Genomic DNA, 13,007 nt, shown 5'->3' with positions numbered 1-13,007 from the left:
CCCGCATGCCCCGCACACGCAAACTCTCCCGCCTGCTGGTCCTGAGCCACGTCAGCCTGGCCGTGCTGCTGTGCGCGCTGCTGCTGGCCACCGGCGCCGGCACGCTGCGCTCGGTGCTGCGCGAGCGCGCCCAGGCGCAGGTGACCCAGGCCGGCGCCGATGCGCTGGCCCGCCTGGAGGATTTCCGTCGCGACATCGCCGTGGTCGCCGTGCTGCTGTCAGAGCGCCCGACGCTGCGCAACTACCTGCAGCGCGGACAGGCGCGCGCGGCGGCCGACTTCCTGGAGACCTTCCGCCAGACCGGGCGGGTGGACTACCTGCTGGCCATGCGCGAGGACGGGGTGTTCGCCCAGGTCGGGCAGGCACCGCCGCAGACCGATCGCAGCGGCCTGGTGGTGGACGGCAAGGGCGTGTACTGGCTGGTGCAGGTCCAGCCGATCGCCCGCATGGAACAGAGCCGGGTGGTCGCCGCCAGGCGCCTGGGGCCACAGGAGCTGGCCGGCCATGGCAGTCGCGGCGATCGCGTCAGCCTGCTGGGCGAGGGCTTTGCCTCGACGGCGGCCGACACCGACGATGCGCGCGCGCTGCTGGCGTCCTACCAGCACGTGAAAAGCACCGGCATCGGCGAAACCCTGCCGCCGGACAGCCGCGGCGACGTGGCGCGGCTGGACCCCATTCGCGGCCCTCAGGGCGATATCGAAGCGCTGCTGATGGTCAGCCTGTCGCGCGAGGCGGTGGCACGCGACGGCGTGCGCTGGCTGACCGCTTTCGCCATCGGCAGCCTGGTGCTGGCCATCATCGCGGCCAGCGTGGCGTTCTGGCTGGCGCGGCGCATCGCCCGACCGTTCGGGCAGGTGGCGCGGGCGGCCGAACGCCTGGGCGTGGGCGACCTGGAAAGCCCGGTGGTGGTGCCCGAGACCGACCTGGTCGAGCCGGTGGCCCTGGCCCGCAGCCTGGATTCGATGCGCCTGCAGCTGCGCGCGGCCACCGAGCGCGAACGCGCCCACCGCCAGGAGCTGGATGCCATCCTCGATGGCGTGGAGGACGGCATCATTGCCGTCGATGCCGACCGCCGCATCCAGTACGCCAACCGCCAGTTCCTGGCCCTGGTCGGTCGCGACGAGGCCGATGTCATCGGCCAGCCCTACGAATCGGTGCTCACCCCCGAGCCGAACGAACACCGCCCCGGCCAGGCCGCCGACCCGGTGGGCGATGCGCGCCGACACGGCCTGGCGCAGGCTTCGGGCCGCTACTTGCTGCGCGGGCGCCTGCGCAATCTGGTGATCCGCTCCAGCGCGCCGCCGGGCGGACGCCAGGTGGCCATCGTGCGCGAGGAGACCAGCGCCGAGGCTGCACGTGCGATGCGCGACTCGATCCTGGCCAACCTGTCCCATGAGTTCCAGACGCCGCTGGCCGCGCAGATCGCCTCGGTGGAGATGCTGCGCGAGCACGTGCACGCCGGCGGCGATGCGACCTCGATCAAACTGGTGGATTCGCAGTACCGCGGCGCCCTGCGGCTGTCGCAGCTGGTGGACAACCTGCTGGACAGCGTGCGCCTGGAAAGCGGCGAAATGCGCCTGCGCCGCGAGGTGGTGGACCTGCCGGCGCTGGTGCGCGATGCGGTGGACCTGATGCGCCCCTTGACCGATCAGCGCGACCAGCATGTGATGGCGTCCCTGCCGCACAGCGAGCGGCGCCTGATCGGCGATGCCCAGCGGCTTTCGCAGGTGGCCATCAATTTGCTTGCCAACGCCAACAAATTCGCGCCGGACCAGAGCACCATCTGGATCGAACTGGTCTGGGGCGAGGAAACCGTGTCGCTGTGGGTCGAGGACGAAGGCCAGGGCCTGCCGCCGCTGCGGCACCGCGCCGATCTGTTTGCCCCGTTCCGCCGCTCGCCCGACCAGGAGCCGTCCCAGCGCGGCACCGGCCTGGGCCTGGCCATCGTGCGCGCGCTGGTGGAGCAGCATGGCGGTGAGGTGGTGCTGGCCGAGCCGCGGCACCGTCGCGGCGCGCGCTTCGGCGTGGTGCTGCCGCTGGAGCCGGCCTGATGCGCATCCTGATCGTCGATGACGATGTCGAACTGGTCGGACTGCTGCAGTTCGCGCTCAGTGGCGCCGGCTACGAGGTGGTCACCGCCTTCGACGGCGAGCACGCGCTGACCCAGTTCGAGAAGCACGCCCCGGAGCTGGTGGTGCTGGACGTCAACCTGCCGCGGCGCGATGGGTTCTCCGTGCTCGAAGCCTTGCGCCACCACAGCGAAGTGCCGGTGATGATGCTGACCGTGCGCGCCTCGGAGGAGGATGAGGTGCGCGGCCTGGACCTGGGCGCGGACGACTACCTGCGCAAGCCCTTCAGCCCGCGCGCCCTGCTGGCGCGGGTACGCGCGCTGCTGCGTCGGGGCAGCGATGGCGAAGGGGAGGTGCCCTTGCTCAGCAGCGGCACGCTCACCGTGGATGCCGAGCGCAGCGAGATGCGCATCGGCAGCGGCCAGGTCGCGCGGCTGTCCACCCTGGAGCTGCGCTTGCTGCGCCTGCTGATGAACCATCGCGGACGCCCGGTCGATCCCGAACGCATCATCGGCTTCGTCTGGTCCGACCGCGACAGCGCCGACCGCGATGCACTCAAGCAGCTGGTGCACCGCCTGCGCCACAAGCTGGCGCGCATCGGCGGCGGCACCGACTGGATCGAACACGTGCCCAACGCCGGCTACGCATTGGCCAACGAACGCGCCGGCTGAGGTCGCGTCTCAGCCCAGTCACGCGGTATCGCTGCGGACCTCGAAAGCATCCTGTGGGAGCGACTTCAGTCGCGAAGGGGCTTTACCCGTAGAGCCCTTCGCGGCTAAAGCCGCTCCCACAGGGCGATGTGCACTCGGCCCGGTTGCAGCGAAGACAGCATGCTTGAGCTGCCCCGAGGCAGGGTTAGCGCCTCAGCCCTGCTCGCGCGCAATCGCCCGCCAGCCGATGTCGCTGCGGTGGAAGGCGTTGTCCCAGCTGATCCTGGCCACGCCGGCATAGGCATTGGCCTGCGCATCGGACACGCGCTCGCCCAGCGCGGCCACGCACAGCACGCGGCCGCCGGCGCTGACCACCTCGCCGGCCGCGTTCAACGCCGTGCCGGCATGGAAGACCTTGGCGGTCTCAGGCACCGCGTCCAGCCCGCGGATGACCTCGCCGGTGACCGGCGTTTCCGGGTATGGCCTGGCGGCGATCACCACGCCCAGGCTGGGGCGCGGGTCCCACTGCGCCTGCGCAGTGTCCAGCTTGCCGTCGATGGCCGCTTCCACAAGCTCCACCAGGTCCGACTGCAGGCGCAGCATCACCGGCTGGGTCTCCGGATCGCCGAAACGCACGTTGAACTCGATCACCTTCGGCGCGCCGCTGGCATCGATCATCAGCCCGGCATAGAGGAAGCCGGTGAACGGAACGCCATCGTCGATCATGCCCTGCACGGTCGGGTTGACCACCTCGCGCATCACACGGTCATGGACTTCCTGCGTCACCACCGGCGCCGGCGAGTACGCGCCCATGCCGCCGGTATTGGGGCCAGTGTCGCCATCGCCCACGCGCTTGTGATCCTGGCTGGTGGCCATCGGCAGCGCGGTACGGCCATCGACCATGGAGATGAAGCTGGCCTCCTCGCCGTCGAGGAACTCCTCGATCACCACGCGCGCGCCGGCATCGCCGAAGGCATTGCCCGAGAGCATGTCGCGCACGGCCGCTTCGGCTTCCTCCAGCGTCATCGCCACGATCACGCCCTTGCCCGCAGCCAGGCCGTCGGCCTTGATCACGATCGGCGCGCCTTTCTCGCGCACGTAGGCCAGCGCGGCATCGACCTCGGTGTGCACTTCGTAGAACGCGGTCGGGATGCCGTGGCGCTTGAGGAACTCCTTGGCGAAGGCCTTGCTGCCTTCCAGCTGCGCCGCCGCGGCGGTCGGCCCGAAGATGCGCAGGCCGGCGGCGCGGAAGGCATCGACCACACCGGCCACCAGCGGCACCTCCGGCCCGACCACGGTCAGGGCCACGCCTTCGTCCTGGGCCAGCTTAAGCAAACCATCGATGTCGGTGACCTTGACCGCCACGTTGCGGCAGCCGCTTTCCGTGGCCGTACCGGCATTGCCTGGCGCGACCAGCACCTCGCTCACGCGCGGGGATTGGGCCAGCTTCCAGGCCAGGGCATGTTCGCGGCCGCCTGCGCCGATGACCAGAACTTTCATCGCGATCTCTCCGAAGGTGGAGCCCCCTGAGTCAGGGGGCGATTCGCGCCAACGGCGCGAATGGGGGTGTGGAAGCGCAAGGCCGGGGCCCGAAGTTTGCGAAGCGAACTTTGGGATTGATGCCGGCGCCAGCCGGTATCAATGCCGGAAATGCCGCACGCCGGTAAACACCATCGCAATGCCGTGCTCGTCGGCCGCGGCGATCACCTCGGCATCGCGCATCGAACCGCCCGGCTGGATCACCGCGCTGATGCCGGCCTCTGCCGCCGCATCCAGGCCGTCGCGGAACGGGAAGAACGCATCGGAGGCCATCACCGAGCCGGGCACCACCAGCCCGGCATCGCTGGCCTTGATGCCGGCGATGCGCGCCGAGTACACACGGCTCATCTGCCCGGCGCCGACACCGATGGTACGGCTGTCCTTGGCATAGACGATCGCGTTGGACTTGACGAACTTGGCCACCTTCCACGCGAACAGCAGGTCGGAGAACTGCGCGTCGGTCGGCGCAATCTTGGTCACCACCTTCAGTTCCTCGCGCGTGACCACGCGGTCATCGGCGGTCTGCATCAGCATCCCCGAACCGATGCGCTTGGTGTCGATGAAACCCTTGGAGGCCGGCGCCAGCGGAATGCGCAGCACGCGCACGTTGGCCTTCCTGGTGGCGTACTCCAGCGCGGCCGGCTCGTAGTCCGGGGCGATCAGCACCTCGACGAACTGCCGGTCCAGGATGGTCTTGGCGGTGGCCGCATCCAGGGTGCGATTGAAGGCCAGGATGCCGCCGAAGGCGCTGGTCGGGTCGGTGACGTAGGCCTGCTCGTAGGCATCGCCGACGTTGGCGGCGACCGCCACGCCACACGGGTTGGCGTGCTTGACGATGACGCAGGCCGGCGCTTCGAACTGGCGGACGCACTCCCAGGCCGCGTCCGAGTCGGCGATGTTGTTGTAGCTCAGCTCCTTGCCCTGCAGCTGCTCGAAGGTGGCCAGCGAGCCCGGCGCCGGATACAGGTCGCGGTAGAACGCGGCCTGCTGGTGCGGGTTCTCGCCATAGCGCAGGTCCATCACCTTGACGAAGCTGCCATTGGCCTGGCCGGCGAAGGCGCTGCGCACCGGGACCTCGCCGCTGGTGTCGGTCACTGCCGAGAGGTAGTTGCTGATCGCCGCGTCGTATTGCGCCACGCGGTTGAAGGCGGCCACCGACAGCGCGAAGCGCTTGGCGGCCGAGAGCTGGCCCTCGTTGGCGTCCAGTTCGGCCAGCAGCCCGGCGTACTGGTCCGGCGAGGTGGCCACGGCCACGCGCGCGAAGTTCTTGGCCGCGCTGCGCAGCATCGCCGGGCCGCCGATGTCGATGTTCTCCACCGCCTCGGCCAGCGTGCAGTCGGCCTTGGCGGTGACCGCCTCGAACGGATACAGGTTCAGCACCAGCAGGTCGATCGCGGCAATGCCATGCTCGGCCATCACCGCATCATCGATCCCCGCACGGCCCAGCAAGCCGCCATGCACCAGCGGGTGCAAGGTCTTGACGCGGCCGTCCATCATTTCCGGAAAACCGGTGAGCTCGGCCACGTCCTTCACCGGCAGGCCGGCCTCGCGGATCGCCTTGGCGGTGCCGCCGGTGGACAGCAGTTCGACGTTGCGGGCGGCCAGGGCCTTGGCCAGGTCGATCAGGCCGGTCTTGTCGGAAACGGACAGCAGCGCCCGGCGCACGGGCAGGAAATCAGCGGACATGGGGATCGTGGGATGGTCAAACGGGCCGCATAGTGTAAAGCCCGCGACCTTGGCGCCGGCCGGATCCACGGGTGCGGAATGCGACAGCCACCTCAAGCGGCCGTCGTTGCGGTCGTTACCATCCTGCTGAGCCTCTCGCGCACGGCGTGCGAGGGGCCCAACAGGGGGAACATCACATGCACCAAGCCAAACCGCGCCTGAGATCGTCCACACCCGTCGGCGATGAACGCGACGCGGCCGCCGAGCGGCTTGCGGCCCAGGCCATCGACGCGGCCACCGCGCCCAATGCCTCCAGCCTGCCTGCGCCAGGGGTCATGCTGGCCTGGCTGCACCTGTCGATCCCGGTGCGCACCATGAGCAGCCTGGTGCTGCTGCTGGCCACGGGGGCACTGCTGATGCCGCTGGTGTCCGGCGGCACGACGATGGCCTCGCCCGTGGCCTGGCCGCTGCTGCTGTGCGCCGGCCTGGGCGTGGTGCAGCTCTATGCGGCGCTGCGCGTGCAGTTCAGCGCCGATCTTGCCGGCGCGCTGCTGCAGGACCCCGAGCCGGACGAGGCCGCCGAAACCGTCGATGCCATGCTCAGCCAGCTGGGCGTGACCGCGCGTCCCCCGGCGCCGCCGACCATGGCCTCGCGCTGGCCGATGCTGCGCCGCTGGCTGCGCGTGCAGATGGGCACGGCCACCGTGCAGCTTGCCGTGCTGATGTTCGCGCTCTGGCAGGCGGTGCAGCTGGCGGTGTGAATCGCCGCATGTGTCGTGCAGCGGCTGGCGATGTCGCCAGTGAGGTGGATCGCGCGCGCATCGCAACGATGCGCCGCCAGCGGGGCCTTCAGGTCAGCCCGTAGTCCTTGAGCTTCTTGCGCAGGGTAGCGCGGTGGATGCCCAGCAGCGCCGCGGCGCGGCTCTGGTTGCCTTCGCAGTGGTTCAGCACTTCCACGAACAGCGGGATTTCCATCTCGCGCAGCACGATCTCGTACACATCGTCCGCATCGCAACCGTTGAGGTCGCGCAGGTAGCGGCGCACGGCGTTGGCGACGTGTTCGCGAAGCGGCGACTTGGGCGTGCCACGACTGCTGTCCTGGCGGGTGCTGGCGGCGTTCAACGTGTTCCCCTGGGAATCGAGACGGAGTTCCGTAGGCCGCCAGCGCGCGGGCGCGGGGCTGACGGGGAGGGGAGTCTAGCGCGTGCGCTGCCGGCCTGCATCCGCCAGGCGGGTGAGGGCGGTCAGCGGAACTCGAAGGCAAACGCCACGCTGGGCGCCTCAGGCTCGCCCAGCAGGGCGGTGGCCTGCACGCTCTGGCCGGGGGCGACCAATGCGTTGGGATCGCCGCTGGACAGGTAGTCGGCCGGGCGCAGCACGCGCGCGCCGAGCACGCGGCCATCGGCATCGGACAGGCTCACGCGCAGGTTCGGCAAGGGCTGCGGCCAGACCGCATCGTTGCGGAAGGTCGCCTGCACCTGCAGCACGCCGTCACGTCCGGCCACGGCGCGCACATCGCGGCCGAGCATGCGGAAGGCCGCCAGCTCGCGCCAGGGCGCCACGGTGCATCCAGTCAGACTGCACAGGCGGCTCACCCACGGCCGCCATTGCGCCTGTGCGGCCAGCGCATCGCGTTGCACGTAGATCAGCTGCAGGCCGAGCAGGACGATCAGGCAGGCCGCGGCGGCCCATTGCCAGATCGGCACGCCGGTGCGCGTTGTCTCATGTCCATGGTCGAGGAAGCTGGGCACCGGACTGCCATCGGCGCGCTCGCCGCTGCGGTGGACGCCGGTCTCGGGCGCGCGCGTCTCGGCGTGGGCGGCACCTGCCAGGCTTGGGTCTTCCATTCCTTCAGAGACATCGACCGCCTCGGAGGTCGTCGATGAAGCGCCGTCATCGGCCAGCTCGATCACGGCCGTGTCCGGGGCTTCGGTGTCGGTGCTCGCCTGGCGCGTCGTCTTCGGTTCGATCACAGGTGCCGCTGTCCTTGCCGCCTCGGGCACAGTGATGTCCGCGCCGTTATCGGCCGCAAGGTCGTGTTCTTGAGTCGGTCGTGCGGCGGCCGCGACGGACTCGGCGTTCGGATGTACGTCGGTGTCCGGTTGCGCCGACGCCGCCTCCGCGCGCAGCAGCCGCGCCAGGCTCGGCCCGACATCGGCCGGCAGTGCGTCCCCGCAGTACGGGCACAGCTGCGGCATGCCGCCGTCGGGCAGCAGCTGCAGTTGCGCATGACAGTGGGGGCAGCGCGACGGTGCGGACATGGCGCTATTCAACCATGCTGGGCGTCGGGCGCAGGGTCAGACGCGGCGACGTCCATCGATGCGCATCCAGTCGCCATCCTGTTCGGCGCGCAATTCCTCGAACCATTCGGCATAGCGCTGCAGCAGCTCCTGCTCCTGGCCGTGGAGGATGCCCGATAGCGCAATGCATCCACCCGGGGCAACCCGGCTGGCCAGCGTCGGTGCCAGTGCGTCCAGCGCCGTGGCCAGGATATTGGCCACCACCACCGGATACGTGGTGACCGGCTCGTCCTGCGGCAGGAACACCTGCAGCTGGCCATCGACCGCATTGCGCTGGGCGTTGTCGGCCGTGGCCGTCAGCGCCTGCGGGTCGTTGTCCACGCCGATGGCCTGGGCTGCGCCGAGCTTGAGCGCGGCCAACGCAAGGATGCCCGAGCCGCAACCGAAATCGAGCACGCGCGCTCCGCCCAGCATGCCGGCGTCGGCCAGTCCGTCCAGCCAGCGCAGGCAGAGCGCGGTGGTCGGGTGCGTGCCCGAGCCGAAGGCCAGGCCCGGGTCCAGGCGCACGACCGCGGCATCGTCGGTCTGCGCCGCCTCCGGAACCTGCTGATTCCACGGCACGATGAAGGTGCGGCGGCCGAACTGCATCGGCTGGAACTGGTCGATCCAGGCGCGTTCCCAGTCCTGGTCCTCGACGGTGCGGAAGCTGGCGCTGCTCCAGTCCAGCTCCGGGTCGAAGGCTTCCACCGCCGCCAGCAGCAGCAGCGGCTCGGCGTCGTGCGGGAACAGTGCGGTCAGCACCAGCGCCTCCCACAGCGGGGTCTCGCCCACGCCCGGCTCCAGGATCGCCTGCTCGTTGCTGGTGTCCGCGTCGGCATCCAGCAGCGTCACCGACAGCGCGCCCACATCCTCCAGCGCGTTTTCGTAGCGGGGCTGGGCGGCTTCGGAGCAGCGCAGGGTCAGTTCCAGGTAGGGCATGTCGGGTGGACGAATCGTCTGGGATGGCCGCGCATGCTAGACCATCGCGGCCGCAAGACCCCAGCGCGCCTGTACAGGCTTGGGCCCGACCGCTGCGGTAGACTGCGCGCCGGCCGGTGGCGTCAGCTGTCACGCGTGCCAAGTGCCGCCACCCACCGAGCCGCCGCGCGCGATGCCCTCAGCTGTCACCCGAAAGACCTGGATGCTGGCGATCGCCACCTTGGTGGGGGTAGGCGCGGTGACGTGGCTGGCTGGCGATGAGCGACCCGTGCCTCGCCAGGCGGCCGCGCCGTCGGCCGCGCCGGCGCTGGCGGAGGCGCGGATGGAAGCCGTGCGTCGCTGGGAAGTGAGCCCCGAGGACCGTCAGCGGGTCGGTGCCGCGCTGCCCAACGACCTGCGCGATGCCTTCGAGCACGTCGACGACCTCTACCACTATCGCCAGCGCCTGCAGGCCTCGGCCGAGCAGGGCGACGTGCAATCGGCCTGGATGGCCAGCCGCATCGACGACTATTGCGCCGGCTTCGCCCAGGATCCGCAGGCCTACGAGGCCGACACCCGCATGATCGCCAGCCTCGGCCAGGGCGCCTCGGCGCAGATGGCCGCCGCGCGGGCCCATGTGGGCACCCGCTGCGCCGGTTTCGCCGGGCAAGGCCAGGTGCCCCAGACCGCCACCCTCCTGCTGCAACGGCGCGCCGCCGCGCAGGGCGGCAACCTGGCCGCCGAGGCCGCCCTGCTGGCAATGGGCCAGCCGCTGCAGGCCTCGGCCGCCTATCGCCGCGACCTGGTCCAGCGCGTGCGCGAGTCGCGCGACCCGGAAGCCTATCTGGCGCTGTCCCCGGCGATGGGCGCCATGGCCACCGGCCAGGATGCCTATCGCGGCGCGGTCTCCGGCAGCCAGTTCACCGAGCTGGCCTGGCAGATGGCGGCCTGCCGCCTGGGCCTGGACTGTGGCCCGGACAGCGCGCTGATGACCAGCTACTGCGCCAACGGCGGCATCTGCTCGCAGGACCGCACCCAGGATTTCCCGACATTCGTGATGGACGCCGCCGTCCCTCGGCAGGGCGCCGACACGATCAACAACATGGTCAACAGCCTCGTGCAGGGCGCACGAAGCGAAGGAGAAGGCACGTGAGCGTGAATTATCGAAGGATGCTGCGGGGTGCCCGCTTCTGGTTCTGGGTCGTGCTGTTCGTGGCCTACGGTGCCGGCGCGGTCGGGATCGTCATCCTCGACACCATGGAAGGCCGCTTCCGCGACCTGCCCAAGGTGCAGCTGACTTCGGTCAAGTCCGATCCGGACGTGCGCCGCGCCAGCGCCTCGGAGATGGCGGCCATCCACCGCGCCCAGAGCGGGATGCCCTTCTCCACGCTGCAGCCCGGCAGCACCTTCCAGGTGGTCTGGCCCGACGGCTCCACCGAGACGGTGATGGTAGTCAGCCCGGCCTCGACCCTCGGCACCGAACCAGTGCAGGGCACGCAGCAGGGGGCGACTGAGGGCCAGGAGTGAGTGAAGAGGAGTGAGGAGTGAGCAAGAGCGGAGCTGTCGACCCTCTCCACTAGGCTCGCGCCTCAGGCGGATGGCAAAGCCCACCGGCCGCACGCTTTTTCGCCTTTACTCACTCCTCACTCCTCTCCGCTCACTCCTTAGCTGTCAGCCCAAGGCGATCGGCTTGTTCTTCCGCTCGGCCAGGCGCTTTTCCAGATAGTGGATGTTCTGGCCGCCGGCCTGGAAACCCTTGTCGCGCATGATGCGCTGCTGCAGCGGGATATTGGTCTTGATGCCGTCCACCACCATCTCGCTCAGCGCCACGCGCATGCGGGCGATGGCCGTGTCGCGGTCCGGGGCGTGCACGATCAGCTTGCCGATCATCGAGTCGTAGTTCGGCGGGACGCGGTAGCCCTCGTAGATATGGGTGTCCACGCGCACGCCAGGCCCGCCCGGGGCGTGGAAGTGCTGGATCAGGCCCGGGTTGGGCATGAAGGTTTCCGGGTCCTCGGCATTGATGCGGCACTCGATGGCGTGGCCGCGCAGCACGATGTCTTCCTGCTTGATCGACAGCGGACGCCCGGCGGCAATCTTCAGCTGCTCTGTCACCAGGTCGATGCCGGTCACCATCTCCGTCACCGGATGTTCCACCTGGATGCGGGTGTTCATCTCGATGAAGTAGAAGCGGCCGTCCTCATAGAGGAACTCGAAAGTGCCCGCGCCGCGGTAGCCGATGCGGATGCAGGCCTCCACGCAGACCTTGCCGATTTCCGCGCGCTGGGCCTCGCTGATGCCCGGCGCCGGCGCTTCCTCCACGACCTTCTGGTGGCGGCGCTGCATCGAGCAGTCGCGCTCGCCCAGGTGAATGGCGTTGCCCTGGCCGTCGGCCAGCACCTGGATCTCCACGTGGCGCGGATTCTCCAGGAACTTCTCCATGTAGACCTCGCCGTTGCCGAAGGCCGCCTTGGCCTCGGACTTGGTGGTCTCGATGGAGGTCTTCAGCGCGGCCTCGGCATGCACCACGCGCATCCCGCGGCCACCGCCGCCACCGGCGGCCTTGATGATGACCGGGTAGCCAATCTCACGGGCGATCTTGGTGTTGGCTACGATGTCCTCGCCCAGCGGGCCGCCCGAGCCGGGCACGCAGGGCACGCCGGCGGCCTTCATCGCGCGGATGGCCTCGACCTTGTCGCCCATCATGCGGATGGTGTCGGCCTTGGGGCCGATGAAGACGAAACCCGATTCCTCCACGCGCTCGGCGAAGTCGGCGTTCTCCGACAGGAAGCCGTAGCCCGGATGGATGGCCTGGGCATCGGTGACCTCGGCCGCGGCGATCAGCCGCGGGATGTTGAGGTAGCTCTCGGCCGAGGGGCCCGGGCCGATGCAGACCGACTCATCGGCCATGGCCACGTGCTTGAGGTTGCGATCGACCGTGGAGTGCACGGCCACGGTGCGGATGCCCAGCGCATGGCAGGCCCGCAGGATGCGCAGCGCGATTTCGCCGCGATTGGCGATGACGATTTTATCGAGCATGGGGAATGGGTTCCGAAGCAGGTGTTCTTCTTCGGGACCAGGGACCGGGGACCAGGGACCCGGGAAAGGCAAAAGCCTTCAAGCGCTTGCGCCAGGCTGCTGCTCTTCCCGGGTCCCCGGTCCCCGGTCCCCGGTCCCGGCCTCTCAGCCGATCACAAACAGCGGCTGGTCGAATTCCACCGGCTGCCCGCTCTCGCCCAGGATGGCGACGATGGTGCCGGACTGGTCGGCCTCGATCGGGTTGAACATCTTCATCGCCTCGATGATCGCCAGGGTGTCGCCGGCCTTGACCTGCTGGCCCACGGTGACGAAGGCCGGCTTTTCCGGGGCGGGCGAGGCGTAGAAGGTGCCGACCATCGGCGAGCGCAGCACATGCCCGTCGGGCAGGCTGCTGGCCGGCTTGGCGCTGCCGCCGGTCGAGGCTTCGGTGGGCGAGCTCATCGGCATGGCGGCCGGGCGGGCCTCGGCGGCCGGGGCGGCGGCATAGACCGGGGCAGGCGCCGCGGCGGGGGCGTAACCGCCCTTCGGGGTGCGTGCCAGGCGGACGGACTCCTCGCCTTCCTTGATCTCGATTTCGGCGAGATTGGACTCTTCCAGCAGGTCGATGAGTTTCTTGATCTTGCGCAGATCCATGGTGGCCTCGTGTGGAACGTGATTCGGGAAAGGGGGGCGTCCAGGCGGACGCGGAATTTCGGCGGACGGGTCAGCCCCGCGGGCTGACGGTCAGGCTGCAGGCGGGGCACGGCGCCGGCACGCAGCACGGTGCAAGGGCATGGACAGCCATTGAAAACAGAGGGCGAAGGGACACGCGTGCGGCCTCACATCTCGTCGCGAAGGCGGGGAGTGTG

At 69.6% G+C, this 13,007-nt stretch carries 12 protein-coding genes; 5 read left to right on the top strand and 7 right to left on the bottom strand.

All coding sequences use genetic code 11. From position 1 onward, the window contains the following. The first annotated feature begins 5 nt into the window (after window positions 1-5). On the top strand, window positions 6-2,051 hold the full coding sequence (locus EPA99_RS13910) for a sensor histidine kinase (protein WP_129471834.1): 2,046 nt from the start codon (window positions 6-8) through the stop codon (window positions 2,049-2,051). Beyond that, window positions 2,051-2,740 carry a response regulator transcription factor gene (locus EPA99_RS13905; RefSeq protein ID WP_129471833.1) on the top strand — a complete coding sequence of 230 codons (690 nt, stop codon included), beginning with the start codon at window positions 2,051-2,053 and terminating at the stop codon, window positions 2,738-2,740. The genes EPA99_RS13910 and EPA99_RS13905 overlap by 1 nt, the downstream gene beginning before the upstream one ends. 192 nt (window positions 2,741-2,932) lie before the next feature. Here EPA99_RS13905 and purD read toward each other — a convergent pair whose 3' ends face one another. Then, a complete protein-coding gene (gene purD, locus EPA99_RS13900; RefSeq protein ID WP_129471832.1) occupies window positions 2,933-4,219 on the bottom strand; it encodes a phosphoribosylamine--glycine ligase in 1,287 nt (428 codons plus the stop codon). Between the two features lie 138 nt (window positions 4,220-4,357). After that, window positions 4,358-5,944, bottom strand: coding sequence for a bifunctional phosphoribosylaminoimidazolecarboxamide formyltransferase/IMP cyclohydrolase (purH, locus tag EPA99_RS13895; protein WP_129471831.1), 1,587 nt, complete (start codon window positions 5,942-5,944; stop codon window positions 4,358-4,360). Between the two features lie 176 nt (window positions 5,945-6,120). Here purH and EPA99_RS13890 point away from each other — a divergent pair, with 176 nt between their 5' ends. Continuing rightward, window positions 6,121-6,684 carry a hypothetical protein gene (locus tag EPA99_RS13890; RefSeq protein ID WP_129471830.1) on the top strand — a complete coding sequence of 188 codons (564 nt, stop codon included), beginning with the start codon at window positions 6,121-6,123 and terminating at the stop codon, window positions 6,682-6,684. A gap of 88 nt (window positions 6,685-6,772) precedes the next feature. Here EPA99_RS13890 and fis read toward each other — a convergent pair whose 3' ends face one another. The 3 genes from fis to prmA all read right to left on the bottom strand — a co-directional run bounded on the left by fis (window position 6,773) and on the right by prmA (window position 9,141). Next, a complete protein-coding gene (fis, locus tag EPA99_RS13885; protein ID WP_129471829.1) occupies window positions 6,773-7,045 on the bottom strand; it encodes a DNA-binding transcriptional regulator Fis in 273 nt (90 codons plus the stop codon). A 122-nt stretch (window positions 7,046-7,167) separates the two neighbouring features. Further along, window positions 7,168-8,184, bottom strand: a complete 1,017-nt coding sequence (locus tag EPA99_RS13880) for a DUF3426 domain-containing protein (RefSeq protein WP_129471828.1) — start codon at window positions 8,182-8,184, stop codon at window positions 7,168-7,170. 36 nt (window positions 8,185-8,220) lie between these two features. Beyond that, the gene (gene prmA, locus EPA99_RS13875) at window positions 8,221-9,141 is read right to left on the bottom strand and encodes a 50S ribosomal protein L11 methyltransferase (protein WP_129471827.1); all 921 of its coding nucleotides are present in this window, start codon (window positions 9,139-9,141) and stop codon (window positions 8,221-8,223) included. A 172-nt stretch (window positions 9,142-9,313) separates the two neighbouring features. Between prmA and EPA99_RS13870 the strand changes: the two genes are divergently transcribed. Beyond that, on the top strand, window positions 9,314-10,273 hold the full coding sequence (locus tag EPA99_RS13870; protein WP_129471826.1) for a hypothetical protein: 960 nt from the start codon (window positions 9,314-9,316) through the stop codon (window positions 10,271-10,273). Window positions 10,274-10,275: 2 nt separating this feature from the next. Further along, entirely contained in the window at window positions 10,276-10,647 is a 372-nt protein-coding gene (locus EPA99_RS13865) for a hypothetical protein (protein WP_129471879.1), read from the top strand. 144 nt (window positions 10,648-10,791) lie between these two features. On the opposite strand, the gene accC is transcribed toward EPA99_RS13865, so the two are convergent. Beyond that, the gene (accC, locus tag EPA99_RS13860; RefSeq protein ID WP_129471825.1) at window positions 10,792-12,159 is read right to left on the bottom strand and encodes an acetyl-CoA carboxylase biotin carboxylase subunit; all 1,368 of its coding nucleotides are present in this window, start codon (window positions 12,157-12,159) and stop codon (window positions 10,792-10,794) included. A 144-nt stretch (window positions 12,160-12,303) separates the two neighbouring features. Beyond that, window positions 12,304-12,792: an acetyl-CoA carboxylase biotin carboxyl carrier protein gene (gene accB, locus EPA99_RS13855; protein WP_129471824.1), complete on the bottom strand. Its 489-nt coding sequence runs from the start codon at window positions 12,790-12,792 to the stop codon at window positions 12,304-12,306. Window positions 12,793-13,007 lie beyond the last annotated feature (215 nt).

Source organism: Pseudoxanthomonas composti, from assembly GCF_004122095.1.
GTDB lineage: Bacteria > Pseudomonadota > Gammaproteobacteria > Xanthomonadales > Xanthomonadaceae > Pseudoxanthomonas_A > Pseudoxanthomonas_A composti.
The sequence above is the reverse complement of the archived record's forward strand: the minus strand, read 5'-3'. Positions and strand labels throughout refer to the sequence as shown.